The 19,983-nt window shown below is 58.8% G+C and carries 20 protein-coding genes and 4 pseudogenes; 17 read left to right on the top strand and 7 right to left on the bottom strand.

The window, feature by feature from the left end:
- The first annotated feature begins 2 nt into the window (after positions 1-2).
- The 3 genes from ACUN0E_RS16650 to ACUN0E_RS16640 are packed head-to-tail and all read left to right on the top strand — an operon-like array spanning position 3 to position 3,167.
- Positions 3-1,241: a tyrosine-type recombinase/integrase gene (locus tag ACUN0E_RS16650; protein WP_445567287.1), complete on the top strand. Its 1,239-nt coding sequence runs from the start codon at positions 3-5 to the stop codon at positions 1,239-1,241.
- The gene (locus tag ACUN0E_RS16645; protein ID WP_445567286.1) at positions 1,238-2,179 is read left to right on the top strand and encodes a tyrosine-type recombinase/integrase; all 942 of its coding nucleotides are present in this window, start codon (positions 1,238-1,240) and stop codon (positions 2,177-2,179) included. The genes ACUN0E_RS16650 and ACUN0E_RS16645 overlap by 4 nt, the downstream gene beginning before the upstream one ends.
- Complete coding sequence (locus ACUN0E_RS16640) at positions 2,172-3,167, top strand: tyrosine-type recombinase/integrase (RefSeq protein WP_445567285.1); 996 nt, start codon at positions 2,172-2,174, stop codon at positions 3,165-3,167. The genes ACUN0E_RS16645 and ACUN0E_RS16640 overlap by 8 nt, the downstream gene beginning before the upstream one ends.
- 63 nt (positions 3,168-3,230) lie before the next feature.
- On the opposite strand, the pseudogene ACUN0E_RS16635 reads toward ACUN0E_RS16640, so the two are convergent.
- Positions 3,231-4,094 (bottom strand): annotated as a pseudogene (locus ACUN0E_RS16635) (DDE-type integrase/transposase/recombinase); the annotation flags it as partial.
- Positions 4,095-4,192: 98 nt separating this feature from the next.
- Positions 4,193-4,762, bottom strand: a complete 570-nt coding sequence (locus ACUN0E_RS16630) for a hypothetical protein (RefSeq protein WP_445567284.1) — start codon at positions 4,760-4,762, stop codon at positions 4,193-4,195.
- 188 nt (positions 4,763-4,950) lie between these two features.
- Between ACUN0E_RS16630 and ACUN0E_RS16625 the strand changes: the two genes are divergently transcribed.
- The 9 genes and pseudogenes from ACUN0E_RS16625 (at position 4,951) to tnpB (ACUN0E_RS16585) (ending at position 10,556) form a co-directional block, all read left to right on the top strand.
- The gene (locus tag ACUN0E_RS16625) at positions 4,951-5,322 is read left to right on the top strand and encodes a hypothetical protein (protein ID WP_445567283.1); all 372 of its coding nucleotides are present in this window, start codon (positions 4,951-4,953) and stop codon (positions 5,320-5,322) included.
- Positions 5,323-5,807: 485 nt separating this feature from the next.
- Positions 5,808-6,032, top strand: coding sequence for a hypothetical protein (locus tag ACUN0E_RS16620; RefSeq protein ID WP_445567282.1), 225 nt, complete (start codon positions 5,808-5,810; stop codon positions 6,030-6,032).
- Positions 6,033-6,596, top strand: coding sequence for a LysR substrate-binding domain-containing protein (locus ACUN0E_RS16615; RefSeq protein ID WP_445570453.1), 564 nt, complete (start codon positions 6,033-6,035; stop codon positions 6,594-6,596).
- Positions 6,597-6,732: 136 nt separating this feature from the next.
- Positions 6,733-7,029, top strand: a complete 297-nt coding sequence (locus ACUN0E_RS16610) for a hypothetical protein (protein ID WP_445567281.1) — start codon at positions 6,733-6,735, stop codon at positions 7,027-7,029.
- 1,015 nt (positions 7,030-8,044) lie between these two features.
- Entirely contained in the window at positions 8,045-8,854 is an 810-nt protein-coding gene (locus ACUN0E_RS16605) for an H-NS family nucleoid-associated regulatory protein (protein WP_445567280.1), read from the top strand.
- A 239-nt stretch (positions 8,855-9,093) separates the two neighbouring features.
- A pseudogene (locus tag ACUN0E_RS16600) lies at positions 9,094-9,521 on the top strand (IS5 family transposase); the annotation flags it as partial.
- A gap of 76 nt (positions 9,522-9,597) precedes the next feature.
- Positions 9,598-9,777: pseudogene (locus ACUN0E_RS16595) on the top strand (transposase); the annotation flags it as partial.
- Between the two features lie 93 nt (positions 9,778-9,870).
- Complete coding sequence (gene tnpA / locus ACUN0E_RS16590; RefSeq protein ID WP_445565196.1) at positions 9,871-10,305, top strand: IS66-like element accessory protein TnpA; 435 nt, start codon at positions 9,871-9,873, stop codon at positions 10,303-10,305.
- Positions 10,302-10,556 (top strand): IS66 family insertion sequence element accessory protein TnpB, encoded by a 255-nt coding sequence (gene tnpB, locus ACUN0E_RS16585; RefSeq protein WP_445565195.1) that lies wholly within the window; start codon positions 10,302-10,304, stop codon positions 10,554-10,556. Before tnpA ends, tnpB (ACUN0E_RS16585) begins: the two co-directional genes overlap by 4 nt.
- Here the strand turns inward: tnpB (ACUN0E_RS16585) and ACUN0E_RS16580 are convergent.
- The 3 genes from ACUN0E_RS16580 to ACUN0E_RS16570 form a co-directional block, all read right to left on the bottom strand.
- Positions 10,518-12,635, bottom strand: coding sequence for a recombinase family protein (locus ACUN0E_RS16580; RefSeq protein ID WP_445567274.1), 2,118 nt, complete (start codon positions 12,633-12,635; stop codon positions 10,518-10,520). The two genes, tnpB (ACUN0E_RS16585) and ACUN0E_RS16580, sit on opposite strands and share 39 nt — an antisense overlap.
- 286 nt (positions 12,636-12,921) lie before the next feature.
- Complete coding sequence (locus tag ACUN0E_RS16575) at positions 12,922-13,389, bottom strand: helix-turn-helix domain-containing protein (RefSeq protein ID WP_445565193.1); 468 nt, start codon at positions 13,387-13,389, stop codon at positions 12,922-12,924.
- Positions 13,390-13,572: 183 nt separating this feature from the next.
- Positions 13,573-13,836, bottom strand: a complete 264-nt coding sequence (locus tag ACUN0E_RS16570) for a DUF5372 family protein (RefSeq protein ID WP_445570339.1) — start codon at positions 13,834-13,836, stop codon at positions 13,573-13,575.
- Between the two features lie 32 nt (positions 13,837-13,868).
- Between ACUN0E_RS16570 and tnpB (ACUN0E_RS16565) the strand changes: the two genes are divergently transcribed.
- The 5 genes from tnpB (ACUN0E_RS16565) (at position 13,869) to ACUN0E_RS16545 (ending at position 19,398) form a co-directional block, all read left to right on the top strand.
- Complete coding sequence (tnpB, locus tag ACUN0E_RS16565) at positions 13,869-14,030, top strand: IS66 family insertion sequence element accessory protein TnpB (RefSeq protein ID WP_445570452.1); 162 nt, start codon at positions 13,869-13,871, stop codon at positions 14,028-14,030.
- A gap of 30 nt (positions 14,031-14,060) precedes the next feature.
- Positions 14,061-15,629 carry an IS66 family transposase gene (gene tnpC / locus ACUN0E_RS16560; RefSeq protein WP_408519094.1) on the top strand — a complete coding sequence of 523 codons (1,569 nt, stop codon included), beginning with the start codon at positions 14,061-14,063 and terminating at the stop codon, positions 15,627-15,629.
- 139 nt (positions 15,630-15,768) lie between these two features.
- Positions 15,769-17,490, top strand: coding sequence for a hypothetical protein (locus ACUN0E_RS16555; protein WP_445567279.1), 1,722 nt, complete (start codon positions 15,769-15,771; stop codon positions 17,488-17,490).
- 386 nt (positions 17,491-17,876) lie between these two features.
- Positions 17,877-18,500: a hypothetical protein gene (locus ACUN0E_RS16550; RefSeq protein WP_445567278.1), complete on the top strand. Its 624-nt coding sequence runs from the start codon at positions 17,877-17,879 to the stop codon at positions 18,498-18,500.
- 316 nt (positions 18,501-18,816) lie between these two features.
- Positions 18,817-19,398, top strand: coding sequence for a helix-turn-helix domain-containing protein (locus tag ACUN0E_RS16545; protein ID WP_445567277.1), 582 nt, complete (start codon positions 18,817-18,819; stop codon positions 19,396-19,398).
- Between the two features lie 72 nt (positions 19,399-19,470).
- Here the strand turns inward: ACUN0E_RS16545 and ACUN0E_RS16540 are convergent, their stop codons facing one another.
- Together ACUN0E_RS16540 and ACUN0E_RS16535 are read right to left on the bottom strand one after the other, a co-directional pair.
- Positions 19,471-19,794, bottom strand: coding sequence for a hypothetical protein (locus ACUN0E_RS16540; protein ID WP_445567276.1), 324 nt, complete (start codon positions 19,792-19,794; stop codon positions 19,471-19,473).
- A 43-nt stretch (positions 19,795-19,837) separates the two neighbouring features.
- Positions 19,838-19,969: pseudogene (locus ACUN0E_RS16535) on the bottom strand (transposase domain-containing protein); the annotation flags it as partial.
- Positions 19,970-19,983: the final 14 nt, after the last annotated feature.

The following is a 19,983-nucleotide window of genomic DNA, read 5'->3' as shown; positions in this document are numbered from 1 at the left end:
CCATGTATGAGACTCTTTTCAAGTACCCAGGTGTGTTGGCGCGATATTGCAACGGCCCCTATGCCGAGGCCAGGGAACAGTTCGTCGAGTCGTGCGCGAAGCAAGGGTACTCGCGCCGCATGCAGGTCAAGATCGCATGGATATTGATGACCGTCGCACCTGCCTTGGACCTGAACAAAGGCGCGCTTACAACGCTCGATGTCCAACGCGCGATCGAGTGCAGGATGCACGTTCTGCGGCAACCGGGCGGCGTCACGGATGCCGTGTCATCCCGGGCGCTTTTCATGCGTTTCGTCGAAGCGTGGCTTCGAAGCATGGGCCTGCTCGCTGAAGCAACAGTAGCACGCAGGTTCGTCGGCGAGATCAACGCATTCGCCAAGTACCTGCGGGACGAACGCAGTCTTTCGCCAGTGACCATTTCAACTCGGTCGGAGCGATTGGCATGGTTTGTCGACAGCTTGCGAACCCTGGACTCGCTGGCTGGAATCACCATTGCCGATGTCGACGTCTTCGTGTCGAAGATGCATGCCCAAGGGTGGTCGCGAGCTTCATTGTGCCAACTGACCAACAGTCTGCGCAGCTTTTTCAAGTTCGCAGCGGCGCGCGGGTGGTGCTCCGGGAATCTGCCTGCGGCAATCGCATCGCCCCGCGTTTACGCACGCGAAGGAATTCCACAAGGACCAACCTGGCAGGATGTGCAGCGATTACTCGCCGAGACGCTTGACGACAGCCCGGCTGGCATTCGTGACCACGCCATTCTCCTGCTTCTAGCGCTCTACGGTTTGCGCCGCGGTGAAGTTGCGATGCTGCGCCTTGACGATCTCGACTGGCACAACGAGATCATCTGGATCAGACGCACCAAGCAAAGGCGAACACAAAGATACCCCCTCCTGACCAAGGTCGGGAACGCCATCCTGCGCTATCTGCAGGACGTGAGGCCGCGTTGTGCATGCAGGGAGCTATTTCTGGCGTTGTCAGCGCCCACCCGGGCGCTGTCGGCGGACAGCATCACGGCAATCGTCCGCAACCGGATGAGCTCCCTTGGCATCCATTCCCATGCCCGAGGCGCGCATTGTTTGAGGCATGCCTGCGCTGAGCACCTGCTTGCCGCCGATTTCACACTCAAGGAGATTGGTGATCACCTCGGCCATCGCAGCGCCAACTCAACGATGGCCTACACGAAGGTCGACATCGGCGCTCTTCGCCGAGTCGCGGAGCTTGATCTCGGGAGGCTGCTATGAATCTTTCCAATGCAATCTCGCTCTACCTTGCCTATAAGCGATCGCTGGGCCATCGATTCGCAACGGAAGAGCACATGCTGCGCGCATTCCGTAATGCGGTGAGCGATCGACCGATGAATCGCATCAAAGCCACACACGTGCTTGTCTTTCTGAATGGCAATGGTCCGGTGACGGAGTGTTGGGTCAAGAAGTACAACGTCCTGTCGGGGTTCTACCGCTTTGCGCTGTCGCGCGGACTCGTCACACAGTCACCGTTGCCGCATCGGATTCCCCTTCGAACAACTCCGGCGTTCGTGCCATACATCTACTCCCAGGACGAGCTCCGGAAGCTGCTCGCTGCATGTGCGGCAGCGTGTCCCGGCAGGTGTCACCTCGAGGGTTACGTACTGCGTGCCGTGCTAATCCTGCTCTACGGTGCAGCGCTGCGATTAGGCGAAGCACTGTCCCTGACCATTGCGGATGTTGACCTCGCCGAATCACTCCTCCAGGTGCGCGAAACGAAATTCTTTAAGGCCAGGATTGTTCCACTGGGCCGGGATTTGACGGGCGCGATGAGCAGCTATCTCGTTATCCGTAAGGACAGGCATCCGGCATCGGAAGCATTCCCTTTCTTCTGTTGTCGTGATGGACGACCGGTACCCAGACACATGGCGCAGGCTGCATTCCGCCGGGCACGTGATTACGCCGGCATCGAGCGCGACGGCGGACCTCGTCGGCAGCCTCGGCTGCATGACCTTCGACACTCCGGAGCCGTTCACAGGGTCGTCGCCTGGTATCGCCGTGGTGACGATGTCCAGGACTTGCTGCCCAAGCTTGCTACATATCTCGGTCATGTCGACCTTCATGCCACTCAGCGTTACCTCACGATGACGCCGGAACTTTTGCACGAGGCGAGCTTGCGCTTCGAGCGCTACGCAATGGAGGTCAACCATGGCTGACCGTGCACTGCTGGGCCCATGGATCAGGCGGTTCCTTGTCGAACACCTGACGATGGAACGCAACCTGTCGACGAACACGAGGGCCAGCTATCGAGATGTGCTCGTGCAGCTTCTTCCCTTCGCGGCGCGCCGCGTTGGAAAGAGCGTCGACCGGCTGAAGATTACGGATCTGGGGCCCACTCTGATCCGGGCGTTCCTCGCCGATCTGGAAGACGCCCGCCACTGCTCGGTGGCCACGCGTAACCAGCGTCTGGCCGGAATCCATGCGCTCGCGCGATTCATCGGCGAGAGCAGTCCAGAACACGTCGAATGGTGCATGCAGATTCGCCTGATTCCGTTCAAGAAGACAACCCAGGGCGGCGTGAGCTATCTGGACAAGCCCGAGATGGACGCCTTGCTTGCGGCGCCAGATCGGTCCTCACCGCGAGGAAGGCGGGACTATGCGTTGCTCCTGTTTCTTTACAACTCCGGTGCTCGTGCCAGTGAGGCGTGTACAGTCAGAATCGCCGATATCGACTGGCATGTCCGTTCCGTGCGCCTTCTCGGTAAAGGTAAGAAATGCCGGACATGCCCGTTGTGGCCAAGCACCATCGAGCAGCTACGACTCTGCGCCGGTTCCCGTCATCCAGAGGAACCCTTGTTCGTCAATCGCAACGGCCAGCCGATGACCCGTTTCGGCATTCACACGATGGTGGAAAGACACGCCGCAAAGGCGGCAATCCAAATCTCTTCTCTCTCCGGCAAGAAGGCAAGCCCACACATCATTCGACATTCAACGGCCTGTCATCTCCTGCGTTCGGGCGTCGATATCAACACGGTACGGGCCTGGCTCGGACACGTCTCGATCAACACTACCAACATTTACGCCGAAACGGATCTCGAAACGAAGGCCCGTGCGCTGGAAACCTGTGCTCCAGTGGTCGACATGAAGCATGGAAAGCGCTGGCGGGATCAGCCGGAACTCATGACCTTCCTGCGCACGCTGTAGAAGATGTTATGTGAGAAGGCACCGGCTCCGCGCTTTGCTGAATCTGCGGCGTGGAGTCAGTGACCACATAAATTTGTGCGCCACATACTGGTACGGCGAATATGGCAAGGTCGTCTGGTGCAGCACGCCGAGCGAGAGCAGCCCGGCGGTCGTCTCCTCGGCAAGCATTGCTGCGCCGTTGTCGGTCATCAGTGCGCGAGGCCGGCCACGACGCTGGAGCGCCTGGGTGAGCCCATGGATCAGACTACGTGCGGTTTCATCGAGAAACCATTGCGCGTGACAGACGACGCGCGAACGGTCATCGAGCACGCACAGCAGCATCGGCGTGATCCACTGGCCATCATGCGTGAGCAGCTTGCGCGAGCCGTGATGGAAATCGAGATGCCAGAGCGCGTTGACGTGCTCGACCTCGAAGCTGCGGACCTCGAGCTTCTCGAGGCGATCGCGTGCGAGCATCGCGCCGGTGCTGGTATGACGCGGCTTGCGTTCACGGTACAGGCCCTGCGCACGCAGATAACGACGCACCGTCGTGTACGACGGCAGGTTCGCCGGGCCGAGCGTGACCTTGAGGTTGTCGAAGTGCAACTGGCAGGTCCAGCCGGGATGTTCGCGGTACTGAGCGCGAATCGCCTGTACCGCCTGAGGCGACAGGCTTGCGCCGGCGCCGCTGGGGCGCTTGCGGTCGCGCAGGCTCGCAACCGGATCGTGGGCCGCCTTGCGGGCCCGGTAGAACCACCGCTCAACGGTGGAGCGGCCGAACTGGACATCGTCGCCAGTGACGGGATGACGCCAGCGTTTGGCGGCCAGCGCGGTGATGAGTTCGCGCACCTGCCCGGGTTCAGGCGGTGCTGCCAGCAGGGGGCCCACGACCGCAAAGCGCAGGCGCGCCCAACGATCCCGCAGGGGTAAATCGTGAAGTTCAGTCATGCTCTCTCCAGGGATGCGGCGCACCGCGCCGCGATTCGGGGGAGAGGCGAGACTACAGGCGCAGTCCGAGGGGGGCGAGCGACAAGTTCTGCGGGCGGTTACCGTCCCTCACGCAGGGTGCTCACGGCGCTTGCACTGGTAAGCGGTGAGAGCCAGCGCAGCAGCCATGGCAATGGTTCGGCAGGCTGCGTGGTAGCGAAGCGCTCGAGCAGGCTTGCCGGCACCTGTGCGGTCTCGACGGGCGGCACGAACGCCGCCCGTCCGAGCGCCCAGAGCGGTGTGCCGACAAACCCGGTCGTCCACCAGTGCCGCCATCGCGCGATCGTCGAGGGCGGCACGCCCAGCGCATCGAGCTGGCGCATTGCCGCGGCCGTACCGGCGCTCGCACGCGTGGCGCTGACGACAATCATGATTGCGGCGGTGTAGACGCGCCGGCCGAGAAAGCGCACCGAGAATGGCGTGGTACGACGGCGACAGTCGGCGCAGCAGAAGCTGTAGCGGAACCCGCAGTGGCAGCGGGCTTCGTATGAAATTCCGCGCGGCTTGCGCGGGTAGCGGGCGCTATGGAGTACGCCACCGCAGCGACAACGCTGCGCGCGGGTCTGTTCGGCGTAGTCCTGATCGATACGTAACAGCAGGTGATAGAAGTTGGGATCGCGGGCACTCACGTGGCACACTCGGGAAGTCTCGGTTCTTGGCAGACACGAGACTCTCCCTTGGGCGTCGTTTGTGCAAGATGCCTGAGGGAGACCCCCTCCGCTACATCACGCAAGCTGCTCAAAACGCCCCGAATTCCCATCGATTTACGTGCTCACGCTCACTTGGCAAGAGGTCCGACCGACGGGGAAGCCGCTTTGTGCATGCATCCGTTGCATTCGCCCTCGCGGCCGCCGGCTTTCTGCTCACCGCGTTTGCGAAGTCGCTGCCGGAGATTGTGTTGGGTTTCGGTATCGCCAACATCGGTGTCTATGCGGGGCAAGCGATCTTCTGGACGATTCCTCAGTCGTTCCTGCACAAGCAGATCGCACCGGGCGCAATCGGGCTTATTGGCACAATAGGGTGCATCGGTGGTGCATTGATGCCGATCGCTTTTGGATGGCTCAAAGACGCCACCCATTCGTTTTCGTCCGGCTTCCTCGTGGTTGTTGCAATACTTGGCGGGGCATCCCTCGCAATGATCTGCGTCGGGAATCTTATCGGGAAGCAGTTGAGGTCTATCGCGCCGTGATTTCGTACGCTGGCGGCCGGAATGGCGTCATATGGGGGCGTAGTTGGCGCATTACCGTTCAGGGCTACTCGGTTAACTGGGCCAAATAACGCTGTCCTTCTCTTACGCCGGCGCGAGTCTCATGTTTCCGTGCCACGTGCGTGTGGTCAACACGAGCGGCGCACAGTTCGCTGCAAGTCTGGGCATGGCAACGAGCACCATCCTCATAGCGTGTTGAAGTGCCACCCGCCGCGCGATTCAGGCGCGGCGATAATTCATCAATTCAAGTGTGATGCGGTCCGAAGTTACAGGGGCAGAGCTCGACTTCACATCGATACTCCGGGTGTTATCGGGAAGCTATTGATCATCCCGGCCCTGGACGACTTCCGAAGGTGCTGCCCTGACATTCATCTCACGATCGACTTCGGTGATAGACCCGTCAATATCATTTCAGGAGAGCGGTCGACTGCGTTATCAAGCTCGGCGCACTGACGGACTCAAACCTCTTGGCCAAGCGCATCGGCACGCTGCAGCTTGTCAGCGTCGTCGCGCCGCGCTATCTAGAGCAATGCGGCGTTCCGCAGTCGTACGACGAACTGCAGACGCATTTCGGCATACGAAATCCCTGTCCATGGGTAGTCCGTGCATCCGATTTGCAGTTTCAGGTCATCCGCAAAACCGTCGACATAAGTTTGCGTTCGAGCGTCGCAGTCAACGACATAGAAGCCTAGCTGGCATGCGCCTTAAAGGGGCTTGTAATCATACAGATCCCCCAGCTCACGAGTCTGCCGTACCTACGCTCCGGAGAATTGAGGGAACTTCTTCCGGCGCACAAACCGAAGTCAATTGCCGTGTCTGTCGTGTGTCCACAGAACGAGCATCTATCACACACCATGCGAGCCTTTGTTGACCGGATATCCGAATTGTTCAAACACTTCCCGCTTTTGGTCGATGACCCTCGGCGGCAGATCACACCATGCGAGGTTATGCATCGACGGAATCGCAACTACATAAGGCGCCCAAAGCCCGAAAAAATTCCGCTCGTTCGACGCCCATCCGCGTCGTCGATACCTGCGGGCGAAAACCGGCTTGCTGTCGTGTGGAGCGCCTCTTTGGGCGCTCCCGGAGACGTGCCCCCTGCCGTCTGTGGACAGATATGCCGCTTCGCTTTAGCGAATCTGGAGCGTTTGCGATCGCGCCGATGCGTCCAATATTCGGGCAGGGCTTCCCGTCCATCGGTTGACAGCGGTTGTGGATTCGGAGGATCATCCAATTATGTGCATACGCACATGTAAAATTGATCCCTGTGCTTCTACCTGTACTGAAGGCGAAATGGGGTAGGGGAATTTTCGTCGTTTTCGCGTCCTGAAGAGGGGCGAGGTATGGCGAGGCGAGCAATTTGGCTTGTCACTCCTATCGAGGAAAGGCGCTATGGCGAATTACACTGTGCGAGTTGAGTTAATCGGAGTTGACCATGATGCGGACAAGTACGAAAAACTCCACGATGAAATGAAAAATGAAGGATTTTGGCGGACCATCTCACTTGACGCCACTGGCTTTAAGTTGCCTCCAGCCGAATATAGCAAGATTACCGATGACACCAAGGCGTCCGTGCTCGATGCAGCGAAAACTGCCGCTACGAGTGTCATGGGAAGCGACAAGAAGCACCGTATTCTAGTAACCAGGTCGCAGGAGCCGCGCGCGCAATGGAACCTCGAGCCGAAATGACTTTGAACGGCACGAATCGAAGCTCAGGGGGGCGACAGAAGTTCTGCGGCCAAACTACCAAGCATCTCCTTCTTGACCGCTGTTTTGAAGGTGCAGAAATCTGCACATGCAGATTGTGTTCGCGGAGGAAGCGGTTGCCCTGTCGAGGGGGCGAAGTTACCGCCGCGACCATGAGCACCTTTCGCACTCCGGGGCGACGAGCCGCTCCGGGTGGCTGGTCAATGCTCGCGCACCACACCTCTGTGCGCTGCATGAACGCCGCGGCAGGCAGTCACACGCGGATCCCAGCTTTTCCCTGCAGACAGTTGGCGGGCGTGATGGCCATCCCGCACCGGCACACGAATAACCGTTCCGGCGCGTAGCAAACGCGCCGTCAACGTCTGTCTGGGACGGACGATACACCTGACGCCGCAGCATGCACACTCCAGCCCAGTCGTGCTGCGTATCTCACCACACCGATGGTCGGCGGATAGGCGGGGTCAATCAGGATCAGTCCGACACCCGCAAGAAAGCACTGCGCTTCGAGCAGTCGCCGGTATTTTGCTTAAAGCAGCCCCGAGAGCATGCGCGCCGCTTCCGGGCGGAGCTGGGCTGTCGCTTTCTTCTTCGCGGTGAAGTCCAGATCTCTGCAAGGAGGAGCTTTCGCGCTTCTTCTACCATGCAATCGTCGCCCGGAGGGCGCCGGCGAGAATCGCCTTGTGCTGGCTGGAACCTGCACTTTGCCGTACCAGCGGGACGCTCCGGGGAGTCATGTGTGAGTTGTCCTCCAACGGCTCGAATCGGCGTCGCCGTCCTGCTGTGGTAGCCCATAAGCGCGCTACCCGAATCTGCCCGGGGAGATTTCACCCTATCAAATTAGCGGCCAACAGATGGCGGCATCCTGATGCTCGGCGACCGTTTCTTACACTTGCAAGGCGAATAAGATGAAAATGAGGCTGATTGTGTTTGAATCCATAGCATTAAAAGGCAAGTGCGTGGCATAGTTCGATTTTTCTCAACAAAAAGGTGAATTGCCATGGCGACATTGGAACAGGTTCAGGCAAAGCTTAAGAAACTGCAGGCGCAAGCCGACGCGATGCTGGCGAAGAAGGCGCAGGTTGTAGTGGATCAGATTCGCGCATTGATGTTGGAGCACGGTCTTACCACGGCTGACATTGAGACCAAAGCAAAGGCGAAGCGTGAGGGCAACGCGCTCAATGGCAGCGCGCCCAGCGGTAGTATGAAAGTTGCCCATGGAGAAAAAGCTAAACCAGTACCGAAGTACCTGGACCCCAAAACAGGTACAACTTGGAGCGGGTATGGCCGTGCACCGGCGTGGATTGCTGGCGCGAAGGACCGCACCGGATTTCTGATTGCAGATGGTGCTGAAACTGCTATTGCCGAAAGTGCCGGTGCCACTGGTAAGGCGAAGGCCGCAGTTAAGACGTCTTCGGCGGCCGGCGCAGTTGCAGGCAAAGGTCAGCGAAAGGGACCTCAGCCGGCCACGTACCGTGACCCGAAATCTGGAGCGACCTGGAGCGGGCGAGGTCGGGTACCAGGTTGGTTGGGCGCGGACCGGAGCAAATTCTTGATAGATGGTGCAGGCGCGGGAGTGGACGCCAGCGCTGCGGTCGAGGCGCGCAAGCCGACGAAGAAGTCTATTGCAGCGAAGGGCCCGGCGAAGAACGCTGCCTTGGCAGGCAAGAATACGACTACCAAAAAAACTTCGACAACTGCAACGAAAAAGGTCGCGGCTAAAAAGGCTCAAAAGAGAAAAATGGGCGCTACCAAGAAGACGGTTGCGGCAACTGGTGTCACCCAAGCGCCGGAAGCAGCGGTCGCTTAGACATCCTTCCGATGACGAGGAGTTGTACGTTGCAACCGACTGCGGGGTACAACGGCGCCGCAGTCGCTGACCGCTATGTCATTTGCCGGGTCTCATGGCTGGCGAGTCTTCGCATGGTTCAAGGCACATGCAAATCTCTCGCCAGCGGGCCGTGACGCAAAAGAGACTGCGGTGTATTAGGGGCTGTTTACATTCGATGAAATGTGTTTACATCTTGTTTTTTGCGCGAGCAGGGCAAGATGATTCGAACGTTATTGAGCGATGAAGTATGGACACGAATCGAATCCGTCTTGCCGGGCAAGGAAGGCGATCCAGGGCGAACGGCGAGCGACAATCGTTGGTTTGTCGAAGCTGTCCTCTGGATCGGCCGGACCGGCTGCCCGTGGCGCGATTTGCCGAAGGCGTTCGGCCGATGGCATACGGTGTACATGCGATTCTCCCGGTGGCGCCGCAAGGGTGTGTGGGAACGTGTGATCCACGCCGTGGCCGACGAAACCGAGATCAAGCATGTGTTGATCGATTCGACCATCGTGCGCGCACACCAGCATTCGTCCGGAGCTCGAAAAAAAACGGTCCGCAAGCGCTCGGTCGCTCGCGAGGTGGATTGACCACCAAGTTGCACCTGGCCGTTGATGACGCCGGACGCCCCCTGCGGTTGATTGTAAGCGGTCCATCTTCGACGTCTATCGGCTGGCGGCATGAGCGAGGAGCATAGGTGTCCACCTACGTGGAGGTGGACACCTATGGCTGGCAGTGACTCAGAGTTAAGAGTAGTTCGTCTAAGCCGCGACGGGCGCCGTCGCTATGACGAGGACGGTAAGCGCGCGCTGGTCGAGGCTGCATTGCGCCCGGGCGTGTCGGTAGCCCGTCTGGCACAGGAGCATGGGATCAACGCCAACCTGCTGCGCAAATGGACCACGAAGGTATGCGGTGTAAGCGGCTCGTCTGGGCCGTTATGGACAGCGGATTGAGGGTTTGGGTAATTTGGTGTCCACCAAATTATTGCGGACACCAAAGTGGACAATACATTGAAGGCGCGCGCAGCCGGTGGCGCATATAAGCGACCGAATTTCCCTACGGAGTTCAAACGGCGCCTGGTAGAGCAGTCACTTGAGCCAGGTGCCTCGGTAGCGTTGATTGCGCGTGCCAACGAGGTTAATGCGAATTTGCTGTTCAAATGGCGACGGCAGTATCTGCAAGGTGCCTACGGCATCCCGTCGCTTCCCAACCCCACGATATCCGATCCTGCCCGGGAGAGTGCGCCGCTGTTGCCGGTGAGCATTGTCGCCGACACCGCCGAATCGACCCCGGTGACGGTGCGCGACGCGGGGGGCGTGAACACCGTGGTTGAGAGCGTGTGCGAGGTGGTGTTCAGCAATGCGTGTCTGCGGATCCGCGGCGAGGTCTCGCCCGCCACGCTACGTCTGTTGATCCGTGAGCTGTCGCGATGATCGGCCTGCCGGCGGGCACACGTATCTGGATCGCAGCAGGGGTGACCGACATGCGCTGCGGCTTCCAGGGCCTGGCCGCCAAGGTACAGACGGCGCTTGAGGAGAATCCGCTGGGCGGTCACGTGTTCATCTTCCGCGGCCGTCGCGGCGACCTGGTAAAAATTCTTTGGGCTACCAGCGACGGGCTATGGCTGCTTGCAAACTATCTGGCTTCATACTACAACTCCTTTGGTTGGATGAGAGGGTTTTGATTCTTTCGTCGCCTGCACCGCAGCTACGCGGTCAGCGAGCCGGTCCCATCGACTACTATGCTTCACCGGTGGGTTCGAATCGGGGACTTCGTAGAGATGCGCATAATCGTTATAGGCGTGTTTGGTGACGATGCCGTGTTCCACCCATCTGACGAGCGTGGCTTCATGGATTCCAAGCCGCGCGGCGGCCTCAAGTCTCGTCAACATGCCACGATCCCGCAGTCTGTCGCGACGGGAGCGGAGCCCGTTTCGCTGAGCCTGATATGCGACGCGCAGCGCGGTAAATCGGATGTCGGCCTTACCTGGCCGGACACAACCACCAGGGCGGATACCCTGATTGTTGAGGATGTCAGCAATCTCGGAGCATATGTGGCTGTCGAGAAGCGTGTCGATGAGTTCCAGGACCTCTGGCCGGGTCTTAACCTGTTGTGCAGAGGTTTGGGGATTCTGCGCCGTCAGGGTTTCAGTCCTGCCAGCCTTGAAGCGGACGTGAATCCTGGTTGTTCCCTCTTCTGGCAGTTTGACCAGCGTGACATCCTCGATAATGTAAGCGAGTAGCCGCTTGCGTTCACGGTTCGGTAGTGATTGGTCACGCCAGAGCGTTTTGAAGTCGGTCGTCATGGCGATGAGTCGGTCGCGGATTGCATCGTCGACCACGAGACGTTCCTCCTGCTGGCTACGCTCCCTTTCCTCCCTGGCGTTGGCCAACGTGCGTAACTTGTCGTTCCATTCATGCTCGAGCGTGTCGGCGACCAGACGATTATCTGGGGCAACCAGCATGAATCGTCGCTGTGCAAGATCAGCCTCGTACTGCGCGCGTTCGACGGCCCGAAGGCGCAACCGGTCTGCTTCGTCGTGGCGGGCTTCGATCTCTCTGCGAATCTCCAGCGCCAATTCAACGGCGGCCGGAGTCATCATGGCGGCGACCAGTGCACCAACCGCTTCATCTATAGGCGCTCCGGCAATCGACTGGCAGCAGGGTTCGCCACGAGTGCCTTGTGCGCGATCGCAGATATACCACGCTTCCTGTCGTCCGCGTCGTGTTGCGTACCGGAGCCGGAAGTGCCGGCCGCAAAGCCCGCAAACCGCGCGCCCCTGTAGCAGGGCTGCGCCTTCCCTGGGCGGCGACGCTCGCGCAACCTCGTACCCTTGACCATTGGTCTTGAGAATCTCGAGATTCTGCTGAAACTGTTCCCGTGTGATGTACCCGGGATGGGCATCCGGGATGCAGGCTAGCCAGTCGTCACGTTCGCGCTTCCGAGTCAGACTCTTACCATCAGCAGTCCGCCGGTAATACCGCCGGCCATAGAAGTAAGTGCCTGCGTAACGCGGGTTGTTCAGTGTCCGGAGCGCGGTCGACGCGGTGAGGGGCTGGAAGGTTATCAGCTTCTCGTTGCGCATGCGGGATGGAAACAGAAGCCCCTCATTCTTGAAGACCTTGACTGTCTGACAGGCAGAGCCTACCCGTGAAAACGTCTCGAAGAAGTACGCGATTGTCTCCCTGACCTGCGAGTCTGGGTCAAGCACCACGTTGCCGAGTTCGTCGTACACGAAGCCTGTCGGAAGTCGACAGCGAAACTCGCCACGGCGCGCCTTGTTCAGGATTCCGCCACGCAATCGGGCCTTGATAACATGGAGTTCGGCCTCGCTCATTGTTCCCTTGAGCCCGAGCAGGAGCCGATCATTGAAGCTGGCCGGATCGTATACTCCGTCTTCGTCCAGAATCAGCGTATCAGCGAGGGCGCAGATCTCCAGCAGGCGATGCCAGTCGGCATTGTTTCTCGCCAGGCGTGACACCTCCAGGCCCATGACGATGCCGGCCCGGCCCATGCCGACATCAGTAACCAGCCGTTGAAACCCCTCCCGCCAGGACGCCGACGCTCCAGATTCACCTTGATCGCTATCGATCGTGATGATCTGGTCATCGCGCCAACCAAGCGCGGTCGCACGACCACGCAGGGCGTACTGCCGTTTCGTGCTCTCGACGTTCTCGACGACCTGTCGCATCGACGACTGCCGAATGTAAAGGTACGCACCCCGCTCGAGGTGATGAGGTTGAACTTTATGCGATGCGTTCATAGTGTTCCCCACTTATTGAATGTCATGGCCATGCCTGCGAGTGCGTAAACCACGGTGTTGCGCTCGAAGGATCGTGCATGTGGTGCGGATTGGGTCGGAATCGGTTCCGGGCGCGTGCCGGTAGTGACCGACATGCATGCCCATGCCCACATGCCTCGATTTAGAAAGACGTTGAGCCCACGCCGGGCGTCTGCAGGCAAAACCTCCCCCAGCATGGCCGAACGCATCACCTCGTACTGCGCGACGACGGCGGGCGAAAGCGTCGGTGGTCTGGCGTCGGCTCTGGTTATTCCGCCGTTTTTTTTACACCGAAGGCACGTTCGATCGTTCTTGGATGCACATCGAGACCAAATTCCTTGCGAACCAGCCTTGCCAGTTCGCGTGCCCGAATCGGCTCTCCAGGGGCAAGCCGTGTCTTGAGAAACGCCAACACATCACCCTGGATCTTGTGTGGACCATGCGGCCCCCGCTTCCTCGGCATCAGTCCAGCGATCCCGCCTTCCTCGAAGTCCATCCGGGCCTGATAAAAGGTCGGTCGTGAGACGCCGTATTCGTCGGAAACCGACGTCACCGATGCCTTCTCGACGGAGACGCGGCGCAACATCTCGTACTTCACCTGCACGGCATCGTGCGGGTCAAAAAAACTCCCTTCCTGAAACTTGGGGTCCAGGACGTTCTCCGGCATCGGATTCAACGCGCCGTCCTCTGTGAGAACGTCGATCTTCGAGCGCTTGCGTTCGATGGTTGTGGGCACATTCAACTCCAGATGACTCAAAGAGTATATGTAATTAAAATATGCCGCAATGCAAGCCTTGTCAAGGTCAATAAAGATGGACTTTAGTCGTAATTTTACGGAATAGTATTGCGACTATGGCTGCGTTAATGAAAGAACGTGCGGCATAATTACATTACATAAGCGGCAAAATTAGGCTTACAGCTAATTGGCGCTATCAGCTCGCCTTTGCGAGGAGAGGCGTGTCACGAGGCAAGCAAGTTCCATCAAGTCCGCTACCGTGAACAGCGCACGTTCTTGCCCCATGGTGACCTCAGGATCAGGCTCGCTCATATCGGTCCACTTCGGGGGAACAGAGCAGAAGCTCTTGTCGTCGATGCGCAGCAAGAGACGCTTGCCGGAGCGGTTATAGCGCTCGCCAACGCAGACGAGCTGCCGGCCACTGAAGGGATGGAAGGGATGAGTTATGCGGACAAGCTGCGCCGAGGTAGCAACAAGGCCTGCATTCCGAGCTATGTTACAAGCGCCTTGAACGAGGCCATTTTATCTGGCCCCAAGCCGATGGTGGCAAGGTCCATCTGAGCTCCGCACAACTGTCGATGCTCCTCGAGGGCATCGACTGGAGACAGCCCCGTCGCACCGCTGCGTTATCGATGTTGTAAACCGCGCGGCAGACTCGTAAACTACGGCGCATGTCGAACGGCGCCGATCTTCCTGACGATGTCGAACTCCTGAAGGCCTTGCTGGTCGAGGCCCGTAGTCTGCTTGCCGAACGCGATGTCGAGATTGAGCAGCTCAAAGCCCAGATCGACAAGCTCAGGCGCATGCAGTTCGGTCGCAAGTCCGAGCAGTTGCAGCGGCAAATCGAAACGCTCGAGACTCAACTTGAAGATCTGGCCGCCGGGCGCGGCGTTGCGGATGTGGAGCGTGCGCAGGCGCGCGGTGCAAATGCGTCCACCTCGAATGCGACGACGGACGAAGCGGCGTCAAGGCGAGCGCTTCCCGCGCATCTGCCGCGCGAGGATCATGTACTCCAGCCCGAATCGAGTTGCCCGGACTGCGGTCAACCAATGCAGATGCTCGGCGAGGACGTGTCCGAACAACTCGCCCGGGTCGCAGCGGCGTTCAAGGTCATTCGCACGATCCGGCGCAAACTGGTTTGCCCATGCTGCAGCACTATCACCCAGCTGCCAATGCCCGGCCTGCCGATCGAGCGGAGCATCGCCCATCCGAGCTTGCTGGCAGACATCCTCGTCTCGAAGTATGCAGACCACCAGCCGTTGTACCGACAAGCGGCGATCGCGGCGCGCGACGGCGTGACGCTTGACCGGGCCAGTATGGGCCGCTGGGTCGGCCAATGCGAGGCACTGTGCGCACCGCTAACAGAGGCGCTGCGCCGCTATACGGTGGCCGCCACCAAGCTGCACGCAGATGACACGCCGATCCCGGTGCTCGCACCGGGCAACAGGAAGACCAGGACCGGCCGGCTGTGGGTCTACGTGCGCGACGATCATCGCTCGGGCTCGACGCAACCGGCTTCGGTCTGGTTCTCGTACTCGCCGAACCGGCAAGGCATCCACCCTCAAACCCATCTCGCCAGGTTCAAAGGGATCCTGCAAGCGGACGCTTACGCGGGCTTCGACGAGCTGTTCCGCGATGGCTCGATACGCGAGGCGGCATGCCATGCCCACGCAAGGAGAAAGTTCTACGACATCCATGTGCGAACGCCATCTGACACAACGCAAAAGGCGCTCGAATATATTGGCGGTCTCTATGACATCGAGGCCTCCATTCGCGGCAAGCCTGCGGCCGAACGGCTGCGAATACGCCAGGAGAAAGCCAGGCCACTGCTTCAAATCTACGAAGCCTGGCTCAGGGCAAAGCTCGAAACGCTGTCGTCGAAGTCCGATACAGCCAAGGCGATCAACTACACGCTCAACCAGTGGACCGCACTGACGCTGTATTGCGAAGACGGAAGGCTCGAGATCGACAACAACATCGCGGAGAACGCGCTGCGTTGTGTAAGCCTGGGGCGGAAGAATTTTTTATTCGCCGGCTCCGATAGCGGCGGCGAACGGGCAGCCGCAATGTACGCGTTGATCGGCACTTGCGCCCTGAATGACATCGATCCGCGCGCCTATCTGGACTACGTGCTGACTCACATCGCTGACCACAAAATCAATCACATCGACGAGCTTCTACCGTGGCGCGTGGCCGACAAGTTGCATACACCAGCCAGTCCGCCGACGCCCGCGACCTGACCGGGCTTGTTCGGATCACCATCATGCTTCACGTGCACGCGCGTGGACGAACGGCCTAGGCGAGCCGCTTACTCTTAAGGCGCGCTTCGAGCAGGCCTTCCTGTATGCATAGGAATTGCTGCAAGAAACCGGCTGTCGAATGGATCAATTCTGCGCGGACCTCGAGATGCTGCTTTCTAGGCGCATCGTTAAACACGACGGCATCTACGAGCGGCTGCATGCGTGCTCAAGACATGTCGGTAACGTGATGGCTAAAACTGTCCGCTACACCCTGTATCGCAACGGAGGCCATACCCTAACTCAAATGAATGAATACTCTGCCTCACATCGCAACGCTGACTCTACGGTCGAGCGAGCCCTTTCTTATGCTTTCCGACTCATCGGAAAAATGGAACAGTCGTCCCCGGGCAGTCAATTTATTTTCGTGACCGAAGTCGTCGTATGGGCAATCGAACGGCTCAATCCCTCTCTTGTGACGGCACTCCGTGATGCCGGGCAATTCGATGACTTTCGTCGCTGTCTTACGCTGTACGGCACATTGCGACCGTCAGCGGAGGAGCTTCGTTATCAGGCATACCTCGACGGATGCGCGGAAGTGGCATTGGACTACCCCGATGATGGCCACGTGACCGCTGAAGATATGCTGTGCGCACTGGAACATAGTTCAATTTGCCTTGCGGAAACTCCGCAGCGAGCGTTATTTGAACGTGCCATTCGGGCTATTTCAAGTCGACCGCAGCGCGCGTTATCCCGGGAATCGGTGCGCGAACGTCTTCCCGCCGTCGTTCACTCGTATACCATCGAAAATGAGCTGGACGCTCACATGCCGGATTACGATGTGGCGCAAACACCGCCATACACGGTGAAAGCCATGTTGCATGCCCGTCGCGAACTGATTCTGTTCGATGATGGCGCACACTCGGAGTTCTGGGAGAAGACGTACCCGAGCATCGTCGGGGACTGGCTGGAGATGGACATTCCTGAGGTTGCGGCGTCGATACTCGGCGCCAGTGACGTCTCAGATTACGTTGCCGACGTGTGGGGGTTTCTTACGGAAATGAGGGCCGTCGAACGCATCTGGGCAGGTGTAAATTATCCAGTTCGTGCGCTTCTACTACGATGCCCCGACAAGCACGAGGCCATCGAAATAGTGAAGAAGATTGTGCGCGCAGGCAACACGGACGAAGCTGAGGTCTCTCGTCGGTCGTCGTTGGTCTGGAGCATGATTCGACGACGCGAGGCGAAGGAAATTTGCCGAGCAACAAAAGTTGACCGGTCTGCTGGAACGAATGAATACATTGACCGTTTGCGCGCCACGCCCGCCGCGGCTGAAACTTGCTTTGTCGTCAATAAACACGCGCTACCCGCCGAAGCAGCAACAGTGATAGCAGAAAAGACGGCCCTAGTAGTGCGTGTTCCCGAGTCATGGCTGGACAACGTCGATATGCTTGGTCGGGGTTATGAGCTACGGCCCTTTTTTTCGGAACAGGGAAAACCAGGTATCGTCAGGTGCGAACTGGCTATGAGCCCGGCATTTTGGTGCCAATACGAGCAGCTTTGGCCCGTCGTGTTCGCCTTTCGCCGATCTATTCCGGTCGTGTACGTGTTTGAGCGCTCGTTGGTGATTTGTCAGTATCCGTTCTGCCACTTCTGCGACCTTCGATACATCGCTGATTTTTCTCCGAAGCACTACCCGACAGAGACCGTCGATGAAGACGGAACTGTCTCGTACGATGGGCCAAGTGGATGGAGTCAATACCGACCATCGTTGCTCACACACGTGGTCAACGAAGCGAGCTACCGCAATGCTGGAGCACTTTCAAAAAGGTACGTCGCGGAAAATACTTCTACCGCGCAATAGGACTGCATCGCCTCATCCCATCCTCCCTGCAGGCTGTCAACCCCTGCTGAGGACGCGGTGATACGGCCATAACCAGTGACGTGCTGCACTCCGGCACAGCGACGCACTCCGAGTGGCGAGCCAGTGTTCGCGCACCACGTCTCTTCCAGTTCCTACATTCCGGACCGGCGCTCTACCTATTCAAGGATACGTGCATGGTTGCGCGCCACCGACTCAGTCATTTTCTGATCCGTGCGCAGTTGCCAGAATTCCGCTAGATCATTTGCAATCGTTCAAATTTCAGGTGATGTCCAACAGGACATTATCTCGCTGAGCGGGCGCGGCTAAAACCAGTCTCTCTACTTTCCATTACAACATCTGCCGTGCCGTTCCGCACGACTCCGAAAATGAACACTAAAACGTCCGCTGTCTCAGACAACCAAGAGAACGAGCTATTCGCAAATCGGATTATTCCATTCCAAACTGCTGAGTCGTCGGTCCTCGCATCCGCTCCCGGGCTTTCAGCGCCGCTCGCTGCTGACGTGCCACTACCCGAATTTTTCCTGGAGGGGACACTAAGCTCGTACGCCTTTGAAGGAATCTATGGCCCCGTCATCAATCTGCGCGCAACCTTTGAGAATTGGCCAACCCTCAACTGGTTTCTCGACCCGAACGACCCGGTCACCTGGACCATGCTCGATGCATGGCAAAACCAGGGAGGTCTGCAGGTGGGCGCGCACCACACAGGCGAAGCACACCTATGTCTCGCTTTCGCAGACGAACGCGGCATTCTGAACGACGACATCGAAAGGTTCCGCTTCCATTCTGGAGGAGCCACGACGGCACACTTCTTTTTACAGGCGGCCTCCGACTCTCGGGCTGCAGTTTTCGAAGCAGCGTTCACTCGCGGATATCCGAAGGCTGATGACCAATGCGTGTGGATTGTGATGACACCGACCGTAAAAGACTACATTGGCGAACTTCTTACAGTGGACGACGGCAGCGAAAAATCCTCACCAACAAACTCGTAGCGGGCTTGCGTGTGCGTACCTTGGTGTATGGCGCACTCGAAATTTTCCGTCGCTGCGAGCTTTTCATGGCCAGAATCTCGGCCCACGTTCTAAGTCGACCAGCGATTCGGTGCGGAGCATCGGCTCACCGCGCCGGAGTGCGAAAGGTATCGGCGCCCGTTGCACTAATGTACGGCAGCGAGCGACGCTGCGCCCGAGAGTGAGACGCACGATTAGAAGCCCGAAGCCCGTGGGTGCGCAGTGTCGGTTTCGAGTTTTTCGAGTTATTCGTTTTGTGTCACAATGGCGCTATGCCTTGAGACTTTGGCGAAAAATCATGCTTCCCGATGCCGCGTTCCACCTGATCGATCCCAAAGCCCTCGAGAATCTGCACCAATCAGCCCTCGACGGAATGGCGCGGGTGCTTGCTGAAAAACTCAGCGAATTCATCGATGCAAATCCCGGCGTGAAGCCCAACCACTTCCAGTTGCACGACATGCTGAAGGTCGCGCTTGATGACGCCGTCCTTGCGGGGCGGCGCGAGCATGCCGTTGCGGCCAGAGACGCGCGAGCAGCACTGATGCTGCTTCTTAGCGCCAGCAATATCTCAACGCAAATTTTTGACGCTGCGAGACCCTCCCTCAAGCAGGACCGGATGTTGTCCACTGAGAACGTCGCGCAGATTCTCAATGTGTCTCGCCCGTATGTCGTCAAATTAGCGGATTCGGGCAAGCTCGGTGCGATCGAGAAAACGGAGGGTGGGCAACGCCGAATTCCGACTGCCACAGTAGAAGCCTATCGCAGCGATCGACAAGCCAAAAGTCGCAAGGCGCTGGAGGACCTCGCAGCAACCTCGGACGAAGCCCGCCTCTACGATGCGACCGCCGGCCAATCCGACGGAAAAGATGAGCCGACGTGACTGCAGTTGTGCTAGCGATCACGCCGACCAGTGCCCGGCTGAGCTGACCTAACGCCTCACTCATTGACGCTGTCAATGGACAGTTACGTCAGCCGGCCGCGAAAACTCCGGTAGACGGGCAAGCTGCTCCAGAGACTCCTTCTTCGCGACCTTGGCCAGCCGGTCAGTCATGAGGATATTGACCAAGACGTGCTCGAGACGAACGTGCGGGATATCGGTTGTCGCGGTACGTTCAACGATACCGCTTTCAATCAACCTCACAGATGCCTGCATGAACTCCCATGCCTTCTCCTTGCCGCACTCACCACGGAATTGCTCCACACCGTTCTGCGGACCTGCAATTTCCCACGGAAAGAATGCAGCATTTCGCTCTTGAACAAGCGCGAAGCCTGCCATGCCGTAAGCGTGTCGCCAGAACCGTGTTGCGCGGGGTTGGCGCTTATGGCGTGGTGAGCTGATCGGCAACGGCCCAGGGCGTGAGTTCGTCGATCCGGTTGATCGGATGATCCGCGATGCGCGCCAGTACGTGACGCAGGTACGCCTCGGGATCGACGCCGTTGAGCTTGGCTGTTCATGCCGAATCCC

The sequence above is a fragment of the Paraburkholderia sp. D1E genome (assembly GCF_052682275.1).
Note: the sequence above shows the minus strand (reverse complement) of the source record. Positions and strands in the feature narration are given on the sequence as shown.